Raw genomic sequence first — 20,024 nt, forward strand, 5'->3', positions numbered from 1 at the left:
CAACACCTTACGCGTTGATTGCTTCAATCACAACTTTAGTGTATGGCTGACGATGACCTTGCTTTTTACGGTTGTTTTTCTTCGCTTTGTATTTGAAAACGATGATTTTCTTAGCGCGACCTTGTTTTTCAACTTTAGCTGTAACAGTAGCACCTGCCACTAATGGGCTTCCTACTTTTACATTTTCACCGCCAACAAAAAGAACCTTATCAAATGTAACTGTTGATCCTGCTTCAGCGTTAAGCTTTTCAATGTAGATAGCTTGACCAGCTTCAACTTTGATTTGCTTACCACCTGTTTCGATAATTGCGTACATAACTGCACCTCCTTATAAACTCAGACTCGCCATATACAGGCGCAAATGCATAAGCATCCAGCTTAATACCTGTCCTGTGCGGTTGTAGCACGGGTGCTACAAACATAACATTGAAAATTTTATCATGATATAGGCGTTAGTGTCAATAGGGTTCGCCAGCTTTTTGTGCTATCTCGGCATGATTCCCAAATTGTTTTACTACATAGTAATGAGAGACAGATGACTGGATTAAAAAATACACTTTGAATTTCAGCCATACTTCTAACATATCAAGATGTGGTGCAAGTTCATCTTTTACAGCTTGTGTTGTTTCAACTAATACCGCTTCAGCATCTGAATTGCGGTTTTCTAATAACTCACGTTCTAGGCGGAATGCTATCGTCTCTGCACTTAAGATTCTTCCTGTCCCAACGCAAACAGGACATTTTTCCTGAAGGGCTTCTGAAAGTGAGACCTTAGTTTTCTTCCTGGTCAGCTGCAGGATTCCAAGCGTTGTAAAACCAATTATCTTAGTCCTAGTACTGTCCTTCTGAAATTCTTTCTCTATCGTTTCTTGGATGTAACGTTTTTCTTTTTCATTTTGCATATTAATAAAGTCTATCAGGACAATCCCGCCGATATCGCGTAGCTTTAGCTGGCGGGCAATTTCGATGGCCGCAAGTGTATTTGTTTTTACCACAGTATCCTGATAATCGTTTTTACCGGAAAACTTCCCCGTATTGACGTCAATAATCGTTAAGGCTTCCGTCTCGTCAAAAATTAAATAGGCTCCATTGTCGAGCCAGACAATTCTCTTAAGTGCTTTGTCAATTTCATGCTCAATTCGATGGTGTGCGAATATATTTTCTTTTCCATTATAATAGGTAATTCTTAGATTAGGATTTCTTGATTGTATTAATTTTTTTAAGGAAAGATCATCAATAATTACTTCACCAGATGCCATCCCAGTAATCGAATCAAGAACTAGTTGTGTAAAGGTATCTTTTTGAAATAGTACCCCAGGCTTTTTAAGAGATGCAGCTTTTTCCAATAGTTCTGTATACTGTCTTCGTAAGCTGTTTAGTTCATTCTCCATTTGCTCTTGGGTTGCGGAAGTACTGGTTGTTCGAAAAATTAGTCCTTCATCTTCCCTCTTTAATTTCATGCCAACACTACGGAGATTTTCCTTTTCATCTACAATTTTTTTAGAAACTGCCACATAGCGTCCTTGTGGCATATAAATAAGGTTGTCTCCAGTTAGCTCAATAATCCCTGTGACTCTTGCCCCTTTAACTCCAGTCGCATCCTTATCCACTTGCACTATTAACTTTTCTCCCTGATGCACAAAGGATGATACACTTTTCTTCTCTTTATCGATACTGCGTTCAGGGGATAATACAAATGAAGCAAGTACATCGCGATGCAAATAGGCATTTTTCTCCTCGCCAATATCGATAAATGCCGCGTTCATACCCTTCAGAACCTTGGTTACGGTCCCATAATAAATATTACCGACCAAAGATCGCTGCTCTGGTCGGTCAAAAATAATCTCTTCAACTGTATTATCATGAACAAAAGCAAATCTCTTTTCTCTCGACACTGCATTTACAATTAACTTTTCCAAACCAACATCCTCACTTTTCTTGCTAATTGACTCTATTATACCTAATTAGTAAGAAAAGAGAAGGTCACTAATTTTATCAGTTAACCGTTTTTCAGTAAAATAGGCATGTAGTAGTTCATTTTCGTCTAACATCCCTTTTTCTTTACCATCACTCTCGATGATAATCGGGTGCTTGCAGCCTCGTTGAAATTTTTCCAAAACATCTATTAGCAAGTCTTGCTCATCGGCCTGAATTGGTTTCAGAGCTTGGAGATCACTCTTTTTCCCATAGTAACGCTCGAGTAAAAACCTCATAAAAATATATCGGCGCTGTTTCCACTCATGGTATAGAGAAAACAGTAAAAATCCTACGATTATCCAGACATTTATTTGCTTCGGAGCGGCTAGGAGTGTCACCACCGAAAAGATTCCAACGCTAAAAAAAGAAATAATTAGTGTTAACCGGTGTGCTATGGGAAACGATTTTTTCAAGGAAAGAAGCATAAAAATAAGCTTTCCGCCATCTAGCGGCCAGACTGGAAACATATTGAAGATAAAGATCATAATGTTGTAGTTGATAAATAATTGAAACAAATCCCCAGACATTAAATCAAAGGAAAATAGTGCGTAAGCTACTGCTACCATCCAGATGTGCTGAATAGGACCTGCAAGCACGACTATAGCCTCTTCCTTTAATGGCCGATTACCGTGCTCCTCCATTTCAGCGACCCCTCCAAAGGGGAGGAGGGTGATTTTTTTAATTCTCCAAGAAAAAAAAGAAGCCGCAGCAGCATGCCCCATTTCGTGAACAAAAATGATGGCGATTAACAGGCAGAGCTCGAGGAAATGTGCTGTGGCAATTGATATCGCGATGACAATCCATAACAAGGGATGGATATATACATGTTGTAATAAATAGATGACTCTATTCAAAGCGTATCACCTGTATCGGGTCGATAAAATCATCGCCTTTTTTTATAGAAAAATAATACCTTCCCTTCGTTTTGTCTTCACCCGTAGATTCTGAGGCTGTTCCCACGACAGTTTCTGTTTCAATAAACTCGTATAAACTAACCTTAATGTCATCGAGATTACCATAGGTGGACTGCGTTTGGTCTGCATGCTGGATAATGACCGTTTTACCCGTATCTTCCTTCACACCCGCAAACATGACATTTCCCTCTTTCATCGCTTCAACGGTAGCGCCTTTTGTTGTTTCAATCATAATACCCTGTCCATTTTTCTCGAAATTTTCAAGGACTTTCCCTGAGAATACAGGTATATCTTGATCTTTCTCAACTACGTTTTTCCCCTCTTCTTTTCCTTCCTCCGAGAAAGGCAGCAGTGCTAATGGTTTTCCGAATTGATCTTCGTACCATTTTGATACTGTGGCAAATTTAAAATCCTGCTCCATTGTCTTCATCACAAAATCCTTCGCAGGAGCAAAGGTTGCTGTGTTTTCTCGAAACATTATGGCAATCACGAGAAATAAAACAGCGGAAGCCAAGATCTTAAAGATGAAAACTTCCTTTTTAAATAAAGGATGTATGGCATCATCCTTACCTGGGTCATAGGAGGAAAAATTGTTAAATCCATATTTTTCATCGTCCCCCGGCCAACTTATTTCTCTTTCAGGACCTTTTCCTGATGAACCACCATTTTCTCTTTTTCGCTTTGCGATTCGTCGTCGTATTTCTTCAGGAGTAGACCGCATCATACCCACCAACCTTTAGACAGCTTTTTGTACAATTCTATGTGGTTGTCCTACAGAGTATGACTTTTGGGGAAACTTTTAAAAGATTTTGGCTTTATAGATTTGTGGATAAGCCACACACTTTAATTGCTTATCCATATAATGGCTGTAAGTTAATAAATAGAGGTGAATAATTTTGTCAACCAGTGACAAACATGAGACTTTTCGTGGTGATGTTTACGATCTAATTGAGTTACAGCAATTATTAATGGGACCTCACAAAATAATTTTTGAGGGGAAAAGTCCATACCAGGACGTGCTCTTGATAGAAACGAAAAATATACGTTTATACTGGAATGAGGAATTGGTTTGGAATAGCTTGGATGAACGGATTTATCATGAAGCTCTTGTGCATCCGGCCATGTTATTGTCAGACAAACACAAACGGGTATTAATTATCGGTGATGAATGCGGAATGGCATTGCGCGAAGCCCTCAAATATCCAGAAGTCAGCCACGTTAGTTTAGTACCCCTATCAGGCGAAACCCTTATAGCTGCCCAGAAAACTCATGAAATTTCTGAGATTAACGAAGGTGCTTTTTCCGATAAACGCGTTCATATCTTCCAGAACAGCATTCATGATTTCCTCAGGACAGAAAATCACAAGTTTGATGTCATCATCGCCAACTTTCTTGAGCCGGAAACCAAGGAACTAAGCACGATGTTTACAAGAGAATTTTTCAAAAAATTGTCCAACCTTCTAACCAATGACGGAATATTGGTTACCAATTCCGCTTCACCTAAAGATACTCCATTGGTTTTCTGGAGTATCGATAAAACCATTAATAGTGCATCCCTTCATACCCTCAACTATCATGTTATTGTCCCGTGGTTTGGAGATTGTGGATTTCATATTGCCGGAAAAAAACACTTAATATGGAATAGCCAGAAAAAGATAGATGTCCATAACCGATCACTCCCTGAAAATCTAAAAAAATGGTTTACTTTTTCGCAGCAGGTGAAGTCGGTTAAGAATCAAGCCGTTATCAACACAGTAAATTCGATGCGCCTATATGAAATCCTAAAAAATAAAGAGCAAGACTCGGATGACATAAAAGAACTTCGACATCTGCTCTCCAATTCTCACCGTTTACTTTATGATGGAGGAAAACGAGGGGATACTGTAAAAGTTTTGGAGACATGCGATGTGCGGCTATATTTAGATAAGCAGCTTCAATTTAGTTCGTTAGATGAACAATTCTACCATGAGGCTCTTGTTCATCCAGCCCTTTCCATGGTTCAAAAAAGAGACCGAGTCCTAATTGCAGGTGGTGGGGATGGGTTTGCCATTCGTGAGGTTCTTAAATACCCTGATGTGAAGCATATAGACTTAGTCGACCTCGACCCATTGATGAATCATATAGCACGAAATATACACAAGGTATCTTCCTTAAACAAACGCGCTCTCCATGATAAGCGAGTATCCTTGCACCAAAAGGATATCCAGGTATTTCAAAAAGAACAAAAGGAACTCTTTGATGTTATCATTGTGGACTTGCCAGATCCAGGCGATAAAATGTTGAGCCGATTGTATACGGTAGAATTCTTTAGCCAATTATCCAATCTTCTAAGTGAAGACGGCATTCTAGTCTGTCAATCTCATTCACCAGAGTATGCACCCTTCTTATACTGGAGCATCGGATTATCACTTAAAGGGACTGGGATGAATATCAGGAGTTACCATATCGATGTTCCTTCATTCGGGGATTGGGGATTTCACCTGGCATCAAAGAAACACCTGCAAATGATGCACAAAAAGGTTTCCGTCCCATATCAAACACTTCCTGAAGACCTATCAGAGTTATTTGTCTTTCCATCTAAGTACCGATCAGTCCGGGAAAATTCACACATGAATACCTTGTCTAATCTTAAATTACATGAAATTTATAATTATGAACTCCGATGGTGATTTTCTAAAAGGGCTCTACTCCGTTCAAGGAGTAAAGCCCCTTTGGATATTATGAATATATTAATTTATAGAAAACTAGGACAACCGTACAATTTATTTTTTGTTAATCCCATACCATAATTTACAAAGGAAAACGGAGGGGAATGATGCAACTTTGACGAAAGAAGGAAAACATATTATCATCGATGCTTTTGAGTGCAATTCTACCCATTTAAATGACATCAATTTTTTAGAAGAAATGTGTAAAAAAGCCGCTCTTGATGCAGATATGGAGATTTTATACTCTTACTTCCACCAATTTCATCCACAAGGTGTAACAGGGGTGCTGGTTTTATCTACTTCTCATCTATCGATTCATACTTGGCCGGAAGAAAGGTACGTGTCATTAGATTTTTATACTTGCGGCACGCTAGAACTAACACCCCAAATCGAATTTCTTATTAAAGAATTGTCATCAAAGCAAGCCATGGTCTACTCCATTTCTCGAGGCGTATCATATCCTCAATCGATCAATTGTGAAGAATTAGGCAGTTGATATTGCCTATTTAACCAAGGTGGAAATATATGAGAACCAAAAACGTAAAGCCATTTACCTATGGATCATTATATAAACAAGACACCCCTGATGGTAAAATTATTCCTCTTACGACTGGGAACCTAATAGATTTTACAATAGCAGGGCCCTACCAAAATACTAGACCAGATATTGCCGCGAATTCAATTACAGTTTACAAGTCAGGTGTATATCAAATCACAGCAGATGTATCCGTTATTCTGGAAGAAGACCAATCGGTGGTGCTCAACATTATCCGTCTACCTGATGGTTCCGACCCACTGATTGGTTCTACCTTTGAGGCAAACGGGATAAGCACCGTCACAGGAATAAATGTGCAGGCTTACTTGTATGCCGGGGAAGCAATTGGAATATTTATTGCTGATACGTATGCTCCTAGAGGTAGACTGCCACGATATAATAGAGCCGCACTTACTGTACATTTACTTGGATAATAAAAGATTCACGTGGAGAACTTACAGATGATAAAAAAGCTCGTCCACTTGCTATTTGGACGTTTTTCATGAGGTTATGGACCTTTTTCATGTGGTTTTGGACTATTTCCAAGAGGTTTTGGACCTTTTTCATAATGGTTTGGACTATTTTTATAAGGTTTTGGACAATTAGACATATATTACCAAATTACCACATAAAAAAGCCTATCCACACCAGAGTGGATAGGCTTTTTTATTATCTAACACCAAAGAACTGTTTAATTTTTCCAAAAACACTCTTGTTTTTATCTTCTAACGGCTGCAATGGAATGGATTCCCCTAGAATACGTCTAGCAATATTTCGGTAAGCGATGGACGCTTTACTATTCGGATTCAAGGCAATCGGTTCGCCGTGGTTAGATGCTTTTATGACTTCTTCGTCATCTGCGACGATTCCAATTAACTCAATGGATAAATGTGTGGTAATTTCATCTACATCCAGCATATCGCCGCTCTTCATCATATGATTTCTGATCCGGTTAATCACTAATTTAGGTGCCTCAACGGTTTTAGCCTTTTCAAGAAGTCCAATGATTCTATCAGCATCTCGGACAGCTGATACTTCAGGTGTGGTAACAACAATCGCACGATCTGCACCGGCAATGGCGTTTTGGAAGCCTTGCTCAATTCCTGCAGGGCAATCAATAATGATATAGTCATAGTCTTGCTTAAGTTCATTAATTAGTTTGTGCATCTGTTCTGGCTTAACAGCTGACTTATCAACGGTTTGCGCTGCTGGCAGCAAATACAATAAATCTTCAAATCTCTTATCCTTTACGAGAGCTTGGTGGATTTTACATCTACCTTCTACTACATCCACAAGATCGTAAATAATTCGATTTTCCAGCCCCATTACGACATCTAAATTGCGAAGGCCAATATCTGTATCTACTAAACAAACTTTTTTTCCTTGAAGGGCCAATGCTGTACCTATATTAGCAGAAGTCGTGGTTTTTCCGACGCCGCCCTTACCGGATGTAATTACTATTGCCTCTCCCACATTAATGTCCCCCTTCTAATCTCGTTAAATTAGGCCTTAAATTTATTAAAACTTGCAATCTATCTACGATGATTTGATGGTTATCGTCGATGTACGCACATTCCATTTCACGTTTTTCATTATTTTTAGCGTTATCAGGGGCTCGGTTTAGACAATCACTAATCCTTAGCTGTGATGGCTGCATGCTAGATGCGGTAATAACCGCTTGATCATTACCAAAAACACCTGCATGGGCTATCCCTTTTAATGAACCCATGATAAAGATATTTCCGCCTGCTATCACGGTTCCACCTGGATTTACATCGCCAATAAGCAGTAAATCTCCTGGAACTTCTAAAACTTGTCCAGAGCGGATGATGCGAGCAACGGTAACGACTTCGTTTTCCGCTTTAAGCTTATCTACTTCTGCTCGTGTGACGACATTTGATTCAATTTTATCAACCACTAAATTCTTTTTCTGACGGATAAGGTCTCTTATTTCTTCAAGCTGAGCGTCTGTCAAATACCTGTTACCCACATCCACTTTAACAGGTGTTAATTGACTCTCAGCTTGAGTTCTTTGATTTTCAGATAGTTTTTCATCGAGCTCTTTTTTCAGCTCATAATAGGAACAGCTATCGTCAAGATGAAGGACAATTCCATCCTTCGTACCTTTAATCGTAACATTTTGTCGCTTTTTCATGGAGAAAACTCACCTCAAATAATAAGAAACACATGCGTGCCAAAGAATGTATCCAAAGACACACTTCTATTATACAATTCGACACGCTTTGTGTATTCTCCTTTTTTAAAAAGAAATACAAAAATCATTCATCTCGTAGGCTTTCCGCAAAACTTTCAAAATGACGCTTGAAGGGGTACGCCGCGATCAAGAGAAAGACTGCATTTAGAATGAGGGAAGGATAAAAACGCATCTCAATAAAACTCATAAATTCAAGAGTGGTGATATGGATTAAAAAGTCCATTTCATAAACTCCTAATTCAAGTAAGGCGATCCCTACTAAAGATACTAAAAATGCGACAATAATATTGGTCTGCAGCACATGCATAATTTTTGAAATAAGGTACGCAATGAATGGAAATAGAAATAAATAAATACCAATAATCTCGATCCAGACAATATCAAATAGCAGACCAAAAATGGCTGCATAAATGATTCCATATTTTCTGCTTGTATAAATGGTTAGAAACAATATTCCTGCGAATAGAAAGTGAGGCGCTAAAATGTAGTTGTGCCCGAAAACCTCTGGCGGGATATATTGGACGAATAAGCTCTCTAATAAGAAAAGGAATAGAAACAAAAGAGGAAGTAGGAATTTCTTCACAAATCCTCCTCCTTCCCTTCGCCTTCGCCCATATCCGTTACATTAGGCTGAGCCATTGATCGTGTAATCACGATGATATTTTCCAAATCATAAAAGTCCGCACCCGGTTCGACTAACGCTGTTTGATTTAATCCATATTGGTCTGGCTTAACCTCAATGACTTTCCCGATTTGCAAGCCCTGCGGAAAGACTCCGCCTAAACCGGAGGTGATGACATTTTGCCCTTTTTTAATTTCAACTCCAGAAGGAATCGCTTTGATTAACAACGCTTTTTTCTCTTTGTCGTAGCCTTCAACGAGTCCAAATACATTCGTCTCGCCTTGCACGATTGCCGAAATCCGATTCTTTGGATCCATTGCACTTAACAATTGGACTGTTGAACTAAATTGATTGACTGTTTTTACCTTACCAATCAAACCGTGGGAAGTAACAACGGCCATATTTTTCTTAATTCCATTTGTTTTTCCTTTATTGATAATAATCATTTCATGCCAACGATCAGGGTTTCTACCTATTACGGTTGCCTGTAAAGGTTCAAAATCTCTCAGGGTTTCTTCTTCACCAAGAATATCACGCAGCTCATTATTATCCTTATCAAGCTCATGTACCTGTGCTTCGAGGCTAACAAGCTTCTCCAGCCGTGACTTTAATTCTTTATTCTCTTCATATGTATTTTGCAAATCCTGAAGATTTTCAAAGAAACCTGCAACTAAATGAGCAGGCTTTGAAACCAGGGATTGAACCAAGCCGGCAGTATCCTTTAAGAACTGCTCCGGCCAGGATAGTTTGCTTCTCTCCCTTAACGAAAACCCAATCAATGCCACGAGAACAATAATGCTTACCAGCAAAACGATCAATCGTTTATTCAAAAAGAACTGTGGCATGATTATACACCTCTATTTATTTACTTTTATCTAGATTCTTTTGCTTTATTTTTAAATAACTGAATATGGTCGAGGGCTTTTCCAGTACCGATAGCCACACAATCAAGTGGATTTTCTGCAATTAGAACAGGCATATTGGTTTCTTCACTAATTACCTTGTCCAGATTTCGAAGTAATGCTCCTCCGCCTGTTAAAACAATTCCACGGTCCATAATATCTGCAGCAAGCTCTGGAGGTGTTTTTTCTAATGTATTTTTTACAGCCTCTACAATTGCGTAGACTGTATCTTTTAAAGCAACTCCAATTTCTTTCGCTGTGATTTCAATGGTTTTCGGCAAACCAGTTAATAAGTCACGGCCTCGGATTTCCATATTTTCGATACCTTCAGGGTCACCTGCAGATCCAACTTCCATTTTAATGGCTTCCGCTGTACGCTCCCCAATCATCAAGTTATAATTTTTTCGGATAAAAGTAACGATTGATTCGTCCATTTCATCCCCAGCCACACGAATCGATATGCTCGTAACGATACCGCCTAAAGAAATAATCGCTACTTCAGTTGTACCACCGCCAATATCGACCACCATACTGCCCGTTGGCTCCCATACAGGAAGGTTTGCTCCAATGGCCGCAGCAAATGGCTCCTCAATCGTATAGGCATCCTTAGCACCTGCTTGACGTGTTGCATCTATTACAGCTCTTTCCTCTACAGCCGTTATCCCTGATGGTACACAAACCATTACATAAGGCTTACCTGAGAAAATGCTCTTACTTTTTAACGCCATCCGGATATGGTGTTTCATCATCGCTGCTGTAATTTCAAAGTCCGCGATGACACCATCCTTCATTGGTCTCATTGCGACCACATTTCCTGGTGTACGTCCAATCATGTTCTTGGCATCATTACCAACTGCCACAATCGACTTCGTGTCTGTCTGCATAGCCACAACAGATGGCTCTCTTAATACAATTCCTTTACCTTTTACATAAACAAGGGTATTTGCGGTTCCCAAGTCAATCCCAAGGTCTCTTGTCCCAATTCCAAACATAGTTGTATCTCCCTTTCTGATACGAAAATTGCTAAAGGTAAGTGAATATACCTTCAAATCATGTATTTTTCTAGTAAAATTTATATAGTAATCACGAAAGATGTCCTAAAAAATCATAAACATTATTATATCCCAACGTCCCAAAAAATCATAGTATTATAAATATCCTTTTTCCTTGAGAGAGACAAATTTATTTTCGCCAATGATGAGGTGGTCGAGGACGTCGATGCCTATCATTTTTCCGCATTCCACAAGCCTCTTTGTGACCTCGATATCCTCACGGCTCGGCGCCGGGTCGCCTGAAGGGTGATTATGGAGGCATATGATGGAGGCAGCTGATCGTTTTAGGGCCTCGCGAAAAACCTCTCTAGGGTGTACGATCGAGGCATTTAAGCTTCCGATAAAGATAGTTTGTTTATGGAGCACTTGATTTTTTGTATTTAAATATAAGCAAACAAAATGCTCTTGTGATAAAAAGCGCATGTCGTTCATCACATAGTTGGCACCATCTTCAGGTGAGCGTATCACATAGCGATCTGTATAATTAAGGTTGGCAATCCTTCTGCCAATCTCAACAGCAGCTAAAACTTGAATGGCCTTTGCCTGACCGATTCCCTTTATTTCAGTCATTTCTTCTAATGTGGCCGCCTTTAAAAGCCGTAAGCCTTCAAAATTTGTAAGCAGCCGGTTGGATAATTCTAAGACACTTTCATCCTTTGTACCCGTTCTAAGCAAAATTGCAATAAGTTCGTGGTTGGATAAACTCTCAGGACCATTTTGTATAAAACGTTCTCTAGGTCTTTCATCTTGAGGAAAATCACGGATCATTAATGAATTAGTCGACATTCTATTTCCTCCCTATTTTAGGGAGTTAATGAACTATCTAGTTGTTACGACAACTGGTAGCCTAGCCTTTTCAACTCACGATAGGTCTTTGAGACAGGCAGGCCGACAACCGCAAAATAGTCTCCATTAATTTTTTTGACAAGCATGCTTCCCAGCTGCTGAATACCATATGCACCTGCTTTATCAAGCGGCTCACCACTTTGTACATAGAAATTGATTTCTTCGTCCGTTAACTCCCAAAACCAAACTTCTGTTCTTTCGAAAAATCGAGCGGTTCCATTTGGAGACAAAATGGATACACCAGTGTAAACATCATGCTTTTTTCCGGAAAGCATTTTTAACATTTTTCTTGCGTCTGCTTCGTCAGTCGGCTTTCCTAAAACCTGACCATCTGCTACGACAATCGTGTCGGAACCAATAACAAAAGCATTCGGGTTTGCCTTAAATATAACCTGTGCTTTTCGCTCGGCAAGATCCATCACTACATCCTCTGGAGAAAGCGTTGGATCAAAGCTTTCATCTACTTCACTGCTTGAGATTGTGAATGTTAATCGGAGGTTTTCTAGAAGTTCTTTTCGCCGTGGAGAAGAAGAGGCTAAAATGAGGTTCTGCATACAATCACCTTACCTTTTGCATCAATTAGGGAGATACATGTTAATCCTATCAGAATTTGTTGAAGCAAACAATTTTTATATCATTAAAGTTCGAAGAATTATGTCAGATTATGCAAATTATTATTTCGAGTTTAAATTCGGAATATTTTGGTTTTAACAGAAAAAGCCTGTCCAGATTAGACAGGCTTACTTTCTTAAAATAATTTCCCGGAAAATATCAGCTTTTGTCGACTACAGTGAATAATAAATACTTAAAAAGTTTAATAAATGCTGTTGTGCCTCAATTAAACTATCTTTGTTCTTCTTTTCTTGAAAGGCTTCGACTTTATCAAGGGCACTTGATAATTCCGTGTTTAAATTCTTTACCTTTTCATTTTTAAGGTCTGCGGATTGACTCAATTGATCACCTAAACTCGTGACTTCTTTACTACCTTCAGATGATATACTTCCAGAAACAATTGCATTTGAAGTGACCTTTGAGAGCTGTTGATAGATGGCTGGCACTGCCTCTAAAAAACCTTTTTCACCTTCATTTATATCCGATACTGTCTTTTCAGCAATAGGGATTTGCTTTGACAGGACATCATCAAAGCCATTTGCTTCATAATGACTTTCCATTTGTTTTGCTGTTTCAATCGAGTCTGCCACACCTAAAAACATAAATTCTTTATCATTCATAGTTAGAGTTTGGGCTGGTGCACCCTTGTCTTTTGCCTCGTTTGCTGCTCCTGAAGCTGCATCTTTAGATGAGAAGGCACCACCTTGAACAATAAACGCAGTTTGAGCACCGATGACAATAGAACTACTCTTCCCTCCGGTTGCTTCCGACCCTTTATCCGGCCCCTTTTCTTCAACTGCAGGTTCAGTTACTGCTGGTTTACTATTTTCTGAAATAACTAACTTAAGCATAAGGACCCCAAAGCTTGTTCCAATCAAGATAGCAAAAACTGCCGTTACTAAGATGGATTTGAACACTCCACCATTCCGCTTAGGTGAAAAAGTTGAAAACGAAACAGGCTTCTTTTTCCCACCTTTTTTCGGATTCAGGCTGCTGACAACTTTATATTCCTTGATGTCATTATCTGAGGATTCAGGAATAATCCAATCAAAGCTTTCATCAATCGACTCCTTGGCGGCAGCAGTCTCTAGGAAACCATCCTGCCCGTCACTATCCTCGTCCATCGTTATCACTTTCGTAAAAGAATCTTTACTAGATTCTTGTTCCTTCTTAATGGGCTCATCTGAAAAGGCTTGAGTCTCTCCATTTAACTTTATTTTGATGGTATTGCCACGATTCGGCTTGTCCACTAACTTGTACTCCTTCCTCTACCAATAGCAATTTCTACCATCCTATCATAAAGACAAAAAAAAATAACAAGACTTTTGTCGTCTTGTTATACAATGCTTTCGCCAAATTATTTGCAATTTTGCGGTGTTGTTAATTAGATTTTGTAGTATCTGCAAAAGAGCTTAATGGATTATCCTTATTTGCAGGTGCAGGAGCATCGATTTTTGGAAGATCGGCAATTAGATCATTGAGTTCTGGCATATAATAAGCAGATATTGTAAGTGAGTAGGATAAAGGCTCATTTACTTGCTCAAGAGAAGTAATTTCTTCACCACCAGAATAATTAATCGATTCAACCACAACAATACGAGTAAATGATTCCAGTGTAGAAATAAACATTTCCAAGTCCTCATAGGTTGGGGATTCTACACTTAAACTTACTGTAAGTTTTTTTAATCCATTAGTGTTTGCCTGTCCGGGTTGCTGTTCAGTCACCGTTGCATCACTACTGGTTCCAGAATCTTCAGTAGTAGTGCCAGTATTATTTTCCGTCGTTTCAGCAGTGGTGGCTTCCACATTTTTTGTGAAGCTCATCGACTTAATTTTACTATTTGAAACATTCTCCGCCTTTTCTAGGTCTAAAATGAACTGCTCTTGGAGGGGTTTGACAGGAACTTTCTTTTGCAATTCCCTTGTTTCTTCTCTCACCTGTTTCGTATCATCGACGTTTTTCTGACTAATCACATCTAAAAGCTTCTCTTCTGACTTCAATGTCTGTTCTTTAATCTCAAGGTCAGATTTTAACGGAGTGAGTAAAAAGAATTGAGCATAAATAATAAATAAAACAAGGAAAAGAATAGCAAACCCTATAATAAGTTTGCCCCACTTAGAGAAATCAAGCATCATGACTCGGGCACTCCTTCCTCATCAGTCCCGCTTTTAGAAATAAGCCTTTTAATTGTCTCTTTATTTAAAGAAATCTCAAATTGTCCAATATATCTTGGCAGAATTACACTAAGCTCTTTTTTAGAATTAAGCTTAGATGTATCTGACTCATTATCAACATTGTCGACGTTTGGATTGACTGGAGTAATAATAAAACTGTTTGGATTATTTGGATCCGTGGTAATGATGACAGAATTATTATTTCCTGTAGTAGAATTTGCATTTTCATCACTACCACTTTCTGAGGTAGTGGTTTGGTTAGTGGACTCAGTTGATGTCTCCTTTGATTCCTCATCTTCAGCATTTAACGAACTCAGACTCGCCTCTTCAATCCATTCAGATTCAAGTAAGCTATTTAGGAAGTAAGCAGCCTCTCTTGAACTGTCAAATTGGACAGTAAGTGTTACTGTTCCCGTTTCTGTATATCCAAAAGATTGAATAAAGCCTCGTTCTGGCAATAATGATGTTAGGTGCTGCATAACCGGGATGGTTTGAATAGGGTACGTTTTTGCCCACTCAACTGCATTCTTTAAAAGACCAACAGACATAGATGAAGTATCCGTACTTTCATTGTTTCCTTCAGCCTCTGCGATTTTTTGAGTCGTTTCAATTTGTTTATCAATAATGGCAATCTCACTTTTAACTGACTGAATTTGCCAAAAATATAAGCCACCTAGCAGTAAAAATAAAGCTAACATTGCTAATACAATAAAAAGTATACCTTTTTTTCTATGTTCCTTTTGGGGGAGCAGGTTAATTTCTACTAACATCATTGCACCTCTTTTAACGCAAGACCTAAAGATAAAAATAGTTTAGCAGGAGTGCTTCCACCTTTATCCTTTGCCCCCAACTCTAGGGAAATCATCTCGACAGGAACTTCTAATCTTTCTTTCATTTCATCAAGTATTGCTTGTAATAAAGGATGATCTCCATTTATGAGGAACTTTGATACAGCCCTTTTTTCTTTACTAAGTGAATACCGATAATAATCTGAAAGCTTATTAATCTCTTTAAGTATATCTTCAAACTGATAGACTAGATCCTCCGTGTCACCGATATATTTAAAGTGTACAGTTCCAGTATCGTCCCGTTTCATCTCCCATTTATCGATATCAAAGGATAAAGGAAATTGTCGCATGACAAGTGGTACAGTACCTTCAAATATGCTCATATTTACACTAGTTAAATCAAATTGGGCAGAGAATAAGACTTCATTTTTAGCAGGTTGGTTCAGTTGATGATATAAACGATATAGTGCTAATGGTGAAATGTCAGCCACCACAGGTGTTAATTTTAAAGTTGAAAATAAATTTGCATATTCCATGACGTATTGTTCTGGTGCAGCAAATAAGAGAAGATCCCTATTCTTACCATTTTTCTCTAGCATGTAAAAATCAAAGACTGGTTCTTCAAATGGCAAATGAATCGTAGAGCCCAGTTCTAAGTAGAGATATCCCTTTATTTCATCGTCCTGAATATCTGAAGGAACTGACACTTTTCGAATGATTACCAAGGGATCAGGAATAATAAAGCGAACCTGACGTCTTCCAATTTTCCATTCATCGATACATTCTTCGAGGATGTTTGTCAGTGAATCTATATCAGTAATTTTCCCTTCCGTGATAATCCCTGGAGGCAGGAAGCGTTCATTCCATTTTTGGGCAATAGGGGGATCCACTTGCTTCAATTCAACAAAACGGATGGAATGGTCATTTAATACCAGGTTGATGATTCTGTTTTTATTCGAAAAGATAGAAAATGCCACAGTGTACCCCCTTATTTATAAACCTTGATGTAGAAATCGAATATATAAATCGATTATTTCCGCTCCCCAATAATAAGCAACTATGGTACCAAAAGCAATGAAGGGTCCGAACGGAATTGGCTGTCGTCTTTTTACGATTTTAAATAACAAAGCTAAACCGCCAATAACAGCTCCAAATAATGTTGAAAAAAAGAATGATAAAAGAACTAGTTTAAAGCCTAGCACAAAACCAAGTAAAGCATAAAGCTTTACATCTCCAAACCCCATTCCACCTTTACTAACAATGGCAATTATAAGAAGTAGTAAAAAGCCTACAACAGCCCCTAGTAGGCTGTCCCACCATGGCGTTAACGGCCAAATGATTCGTTCAACTAAAAAAATCCCTGCAAACCAGATTAATATCTTATCAGGGATGAGCATATAATGTATATCTGAAACGATGATAATCATGAACATGGAGATTAACGTTAAAGCAACCACTAGTTCTCCTGACCACCCAATTACAAGTGGTGCAGTTGCAAATAAGAGACCTGTCAATAATTCAAAAAATGGATAAATAGGAGAAATCCGCGACTCACAGCCGCGGCATTTTCCTTTTTGTAAAAGGTAAGATACAACTGGAATAAGTTCATAAGGTGTTAATTGATGACCACATGTTCCACAAGTCGACCGAGGGGTAACAATAGACCTCTTTATTGGTACCCTTAAACCTACTACATTATAAAAAGAGCCAAAAAGAAGACCAAGCAACAATAAATAAATATATAATATTATCATTTATTGAGTAACTGCAGTAATACTTCCTCTTGTAATATGGCTAATTTTAAATGCTTCAGCAGGTGAATTAGTTGCTACTTCTCCTGCTGATTTTCCATCTTCTAATAATGTCATTTTATTGTTCTTTAACCGAACTGCTGTTACTTTGCCACTTTCGATTTTAACATAAGAACTTTCTGGGGCAGTATTACTAGTAACAAGTTCATTAGTTGAAGATACATATCCTGAACCCTGTGTATCATCCAATTTTTCTACGTAATTTTGTGTTTCAAGGTAACCTAGAGTTAAGAAATGAGTATCTTTTTGTAGTATATCATTAGAAGCTACAGCCATTTTTGCGGAACTAACCAACTGTTTTGCATTTGCAATATGAGCATCTTTTTTCGTATTATCAATTAGACCCAGAATAGATGGAACTGCAATAGCTGCAAGAATACCCAAAATAACTATAACTGCTAGTAATTCAATCAAGGTAAAGCCTTTTTGTTCTTTAAGCTTATTTTTTAACATTTGTCGCATGTGTTGTTCTCTCCTTAAATAGTTCTATTAACCTATATATCTAGGTCTCTTGTATTATACATTATTGGATTGGCTAGAAAATAGAGGTTTTTTTGGTTTATTGTCACTTTTGTTCATTTTATTTGTTTTTTTGTAACTTTTTCAAATTTCGTCACTGAATATGATTAAACATGTCAAACATTGGCACCATAATCGACATAACAATTAGACCAACTAGCCCTGCTAGTATTACAATCATAATTGGTTCAATCAATGCTTTAAGTCTGTCCGTACTTGTCTCTACTTCTTTCTCATAGAATTCTGCGATTTTAGAAAGCATTGCATCCAATGCACCTGTTTCTTCACCAATCGAAATCATCTGAGTGACTAAGGGTGGAAATGCCCAATGACTTTTCATCGGTTCTGTCATGGAGCGACCCTTTTCAAGAGAATCCCGAGACTCCCGAATTACTTTGGCAATGACTTCATTTTCAACCACTTTTTCTACTATCGCCATTGCCTGTAGGATAGGAACTGAACTTGAAAATAATGAACTTAACGTTCGAGTCATTCTTGCCAACGCTGCCTTCTGCAGCATATTTCCAAAGACCGGTACCTTTAACATAAACAAGTCCAAATAATATTTTGTATTTCTATTTTTCTTCAAATAAACGATTAGCCCTACAAATACGAGGATCAAAAGCACAATAAGCCACCAGTAAGACTGCATAAATTCACTTGCAGCAAGTACAAACCTTGTTATGGCTGGAAGTTCTGCTCCAAGGTCAGCAAACATAGTTACAAAAGTTGGAACAATGGATACTAGTAAAAATATAACTACTGCAATCGCAATAACACCAATAACAGCTGGATACATTAAGGCTGATGTAATTTTCTGTTTCGTATAGTGCTGCTTTTCGAAATGCTCCGCCAAATTTTCAAGTGCACCGTCCATGTTACCACTAACTTCTCCTGCTTTAACCATGTTAATAAACATCGAATTGAAAATCTTCTTATGCTTTGAAACAGCATCAGAATAAGGATTTCCTTCACGCAAGTCCAATTCCACATCCAAAAGTGCCTTTTTCAAGGCTTTACTCTCAGTCTGTGCAGCAAGGATGCCAGTCGAATCAACAACCGTTACTCCAGCTTTGAGTAATGTGGCGAATTGACGCAAGTAAATAACAAAATGCTGTAGCTTTACTGGGTTACCTATTGAAATATCCTTTGTCATTAAAGTCTCTGGAACTTCCGTTATTTCAATAACCCTTATACCATCTTCCTTTAACTTGAACATCGCTTCTCTCCTTGAAGCCGCGTTCATCATTCCCTGCTTTTTTCCTCGTTTATCACGGCCTTCGTATTTAAATCTAGCCATCCAGCATCGCCTTCTCTTGTAAATATTTCGCTGCTGCTTCTTTTTGGATTAGGTTTCTATCCAGCAGGTCTCTTATACTCATTTCAAGTGTATGCATTCCTTGGGCACGGGAGGTTTGCATGGTACTTTGAATTTGATGAATCTTTTCATTTCGAATGAGATTGGCTATGGCCGGATTATTAACCATAATTTCAGTTGCCGCTTTTCTGCCTTTTTTATCAACGGTTGGAAATAAACGCTGAGATATAACACCAACCAATACAGAAGCGAGTTGAACACGTATTTGCGGCTGTTGCGCTGGCGGAAATACATCAATGATCCTGTTGATGGTTGAAGGTGCACTTGAAGTGTGGAGTGTTCCTAGTACCAAGTGACCCGTTTCTGCAGCCGTTATCGCAATCCCCATTGTTTCTAAATCACGCATTTCTCCGACAAGAATCACGTCCGGGTCCTGTCTAAGAGCTGACTTTAAACCATTTGCATAGGACTGTGTATCAAACCCAACTTCACGTTGGTCAATAATAGAGTTTCCATGGCGATGGAGATATTCTATTGGGTCTTCAAGAGTAACAATATGTTTCCTCATTGTTCGGTTCATGTAATCAATCATTGAAGCAAGTGTAGTAGATTTACCACTTCCTGTCGGACCCGTAACTAAAATAAGACCTTGTGGCTTTTCAACTAGCTTTGGGACAATGGCCGGTAAATCCAAATCCTGAATCGATGGTACGGTTGAGGAAACCACCCTCAATGCCATGGCGACACTTTTACGTTGATGATAGGCATTTACACGAAATCGAGAACTACCATGGACACCATAGGAGAAATCAAGTTCACCTTTTTCAACAAAAAGATCCCACATGTTCTCAGGAATTATCGCTCTTGCCATTTCTTCTGTGTCAGCGGGCATTAGTTTTTCCTGGCCATAGCGTTTTAATTCTCCGTTTATACGAACGACTGGAGGAACACCAACCGTAATATGAATATCTGATGCTTTGAATTCAACTGCTGCACGTAAAATATTATCAATTCTTTCTTTCACCATGAT

The 20,024-nt window shown here is 38.5% G+C and carries 22 protein-coding genes and 1 other annotated feature; of the genes, 3 read left to right on the top strand and 19 right to left on the bottom strand.

What is annotated here, in order from left to right:
- Window positions 1–7: 7 nt before the first annotated feature.
- The 4 genes from rplU to QNH48_RS23345 all read right to left on the bottom strand — a co-directional run bounded on the left by rplU (window position 8) and on the right by QNH48_RS23345 (window position 3,615).
- Window positions 8–316, bottom strand: coding sequence for a 50S ribosomal protein L21 (gene rplU, locus QNH48_RS23330; RefSeq protein WP_133367445.1), 309 nt, complete (start codon window positions 314–316; stop codon window positions 8–10).
- Between the two features lie 12 nt (window positions 317–328).
- Window positions 329–410: a sequence feature (ribosomal protein L21 leader region), on the bottom strand.
- Between the two features lie 48 nt (window positions 411–458).
- The gene (locus QNH48_RS23335; protein ID WP_283952193.1) at window positions 459–1,919 is read right to left on the bottom strand and encodes an Rne/Rng family ribonuclease; all 1,461 of its coding nucleotides are present in this window, start codon (window positions 1,917–1,919) and stop codon (window positions 459–461) included.
- A 45-nt stretch (window positions 1,920–1,964) separates the two neighbouring features.
- Window positions 1,965–2,831 (bottom strand): M50 family metallopeptidase, encoded by an 867-nt coding sequence (locus tag QNH48_RS23340; RefSeq protein WP_283952194.1) that lies wholly within the window; start codon window positions 2,829–2,831, stop codon window positions 1,965–1,967.
- Window positions 2,824–3,615 carry a peptidoglycan DD-metalloendopeptidase family protein gene (locus tag QNH48_RS23345; protein WP_349655103.1) on the bottom strand — a complete coding sequence of 264 codons (792 nt, stop codon included), beginning with the start codon at window positions 3,613–3,615 and terminating at the stop codon, window positions 2,824–2,826. Before QNH48_RS23345 ends, QNH48_RS23340 begins: the two co-directional genes overlap by 8 nt.
- 172 nt (window positions 3,616–3,787) lie before the next feature.
- On the opposite strand from QNH48_RS23345, the gene QNH48_RS23350 reads away from it, so the two are divergent.
- The 3 genes from QNH48_RS23350 to QNH48_RS23360 all read left to right on the top strand — a co-directional run bounded on the left by QNH48_RS23350 (window position 3,788) and on the right by QNH48_RS23360 (window position 6,568).
- A complete protein-coding gene (locus QNH48_RS23350; protein WP_283952195.1) occupies window positions 3,788–5,560 on the top strand; it encodes a spermine/spermidine synthase domain-containing protein in 1,773 nt (590 codons plus the stop codon).
- Between the two features lie 154 nt (window positions 5,561–5,714).
- Window positions 5,715–6,095 (top strand): adenosylmethionine decarboxylase, encoded by a 381-nt coding sequence (gene speD / locus QNH48_RS23355; RefSeq protein WP_283952196.1) that lies wholly within the window; start codon window positions 5,715–5,717, stop codon window positions 6,093–6,095.
- Window positions 6,096–6,124: 29 nt separating this feature from the next.
- Entirely contained in the window at window positions 6,125–6,568 is a 444-nt protein-coding gene (locus tag QNH48_RS23360) for a hypothetical protein (RefSeq protein WP_283952197.1), read from the top strand.
- A gap of 235 nt (window positions 6,569–6,803) precedes the next feature.
- Here the strand turns inward: QNH48_RS23360 and minD are convergent, their stop codons facing one another.
- From minD to QNH48_RS23435, 15 genes are all read right to left on the bottom strand, one after another.
- The gene (minD, locus tag QNH48_RS23365; protein WP_095248793.1) at window positions 6,804–7,607 is read right to left on the bottom strand and encodes a septum site-determining protein MinD; all 804 of its coding nucleotides are present in this window, start codon (window positions 7,605–7,607) and stop codon (window positions 6,804–6,806) included.
- A gap of 1 nt (window position 7,608) precedes the next feature.
- The gene (gene minC / locus QNH48_RS23370; protein ID WP_283952198.1) at window positions 7,609–8,289 is read right to left on the bottom strand and encodes a septum site-determining protein MinC; all 681 of its coding nucleotides are present in this window, start codon (window positions 8,287–8,289) and stop codon (window positions 7,609–7,611) included.
- A gap of 124 nt (window positions 8,290–8,413) precedes the next feature.
- Window positions 8,414–8,932 carry a rod shape-determining protein MreD gene (gene mreD / locus QNH48_RS23375; protein ID WP_283952199.1) on the bottom strand — a complete coding sequence of 173 codons (519 nt, stop codon included), beginning with the start codon at window positions 8,930–8,932 and terminating at the stop codon, window positions 8,414–8,416.
- On the bottom strand, window positions 8,929–9,816 hold the full coding sequence (gene mreC, locus QNH48_RS23380; protein WP_283952200.1) for a rod shape-determining protein MreC: 888 nt from the start codon (window positions 9,814–9,816) through the stop codon (window positions 8,929–8,931). Before mreC ends, mreD begins: the two co-directional genes overlap by 4 nt.
- Window positions 9,817–9,842: 26 nt before the next feature.
- Window positions 9,843–10,865, bottom strand: coding sequence for a rod shape-determining protein (locus QNH48_RS23385; RefSeq protein ID WP_283952201.1), 1,023 nt, complete (start codon window positions 10,863–10,865; stop codon window positions 9,843–9,845).
- 156 nt (window positions 10,866–11,021) lie between these two features.
- Window positions 11,022–11,711 (bottom strand): RadC family protein, encoded by a 690-nt coding sequence (gene radC / locus QNH48_RS23390; RefSeq protein ID WP_283952202.1) that lies wholly within the window; start codon window positions 11,709–11,711, stop codon window positions 11,022–11,024.
- Between the two features lie 44 nt (window positions 11,712–11,755).
- Window positions 11,756–12,325, bottom strand: a complete 570-nt coding sequence (locus QNH48_RS23395; RefSeq protein ID WP_283952203.1) for a Maf family protein — start codon at window positions 12,323–12,325, stop codon at window positions 11,756–11,758.
- 231 nt (window positions 12,326–12,556) lie between these two features.
- Window positions 12,557–13,633: a hypothetical protein gene (locus QNH48_RS23400; protein WP_283952204.1), complete on the bottom strand. Its 1,077-nt coding sequence runs from the start codon at window positions 13,631–13,633 to the stop codon at window positions 12,557–12,559.
- A 130-nt stretch (window positions 13,634–13,763) separates the two neighbouring features.
- The gene (locus tag QNH48_RS23405; protein ID WP_283952205.1) at window positions 13,764–14,519 is read right to left on the bottom strand and encodes a pilus assembly protein PilO; all 756 of its coding nucleotides are present in this window, start codon (window positions 14,517–14,519) and stop codon (window positions 13,764–13,766) included.
- Complete coding sequence (locus QNH48_RS23410; RefSeq protein ID WP_283952206.1) at window positions 14,516–15,331, bottom strand: PilN domain-containing protein; 816 nt, start codon at window positions 15,329–15,331, stop codon at window positions 14,516–14,518. Before QNH48_RS23410 ends, QNH48_RS23405 begins: the two co-directional genes overlap by 4 nt.
- Window positions 15,328–16,323: a type IV pilus biogenesis protein PilM gene (gene pilM, locus QNH48_RS23415; protein ID WP_283952207.1), complete on the bottom strand. Its 996-nt coding sequence runs from the start codon at window positions 16,321–16,323 to the stop codon at window positions 15,328–15,330. The genes QNH48_RS23410 and pilM overlap by 4 nt, the downstream gene beginning before the upstream one ends.
- A 15-nt stretch (window positions 16,324–16,338) precedes the next feature.
- Window positions 16,339–17,100, bottom strand: coding sequence for a prepilin peptidase (locus tag QNH48_RS23420; protein ID WP_283952208.1), 762 nt, complete (start codon window positions 17,098–17,100; stop codon window positions 16,339–16,341).
- On the bottom strand, window positions 17,101–17,619 hold the full coding sequence (locus QNH48_RS23425) for a prepilin-type N-terminal cleavage/methylation domain-containing protein (protein ID WP_481858434.1): 519 nt from the start codon (window positions 17,617–17,619) through the stop codon (window positions 17,101–17,103). It abuts the gene before it with no gap.
- 151 nt (window positions 17,620–17,770) lie between these two features.
- Complete coding sequence (locus tag QNH48_RS23430) at window positions 17,771–18,976, bottom strand: type II secretion system F family protein (protein WP_283952209.1); 1,206 nt, start codon at window positions 18,974–18,976, stop codon at window positions 17,771–17,773.
- Complete coding sequence (locus QNH48_RS23435) at window positions 18,969–20,018, bottom strand: type IV pilus twitching motility protein PilT (protein ID WP_283955869.1); 1,050 nt, start codon at window positions 20,016–20,018, stop codon at window positions 18,969–18,971. The genes QNH48_RS23430 and QNH48_RS23435 overlap by 8 nt, the downstream gene beginning before the upstream one ends.
- Window positions 20,019–20,024 lie beyond the last annotated feature (6 nt).

This window comes from Neobacillus sp. YX16 (assembly GCF_030123505.1).
Taxonomy (GTDB): Bacteria; Bacillota; Bacilli; order Bacillales; family Cytobacillaceae; genus Neobacillus.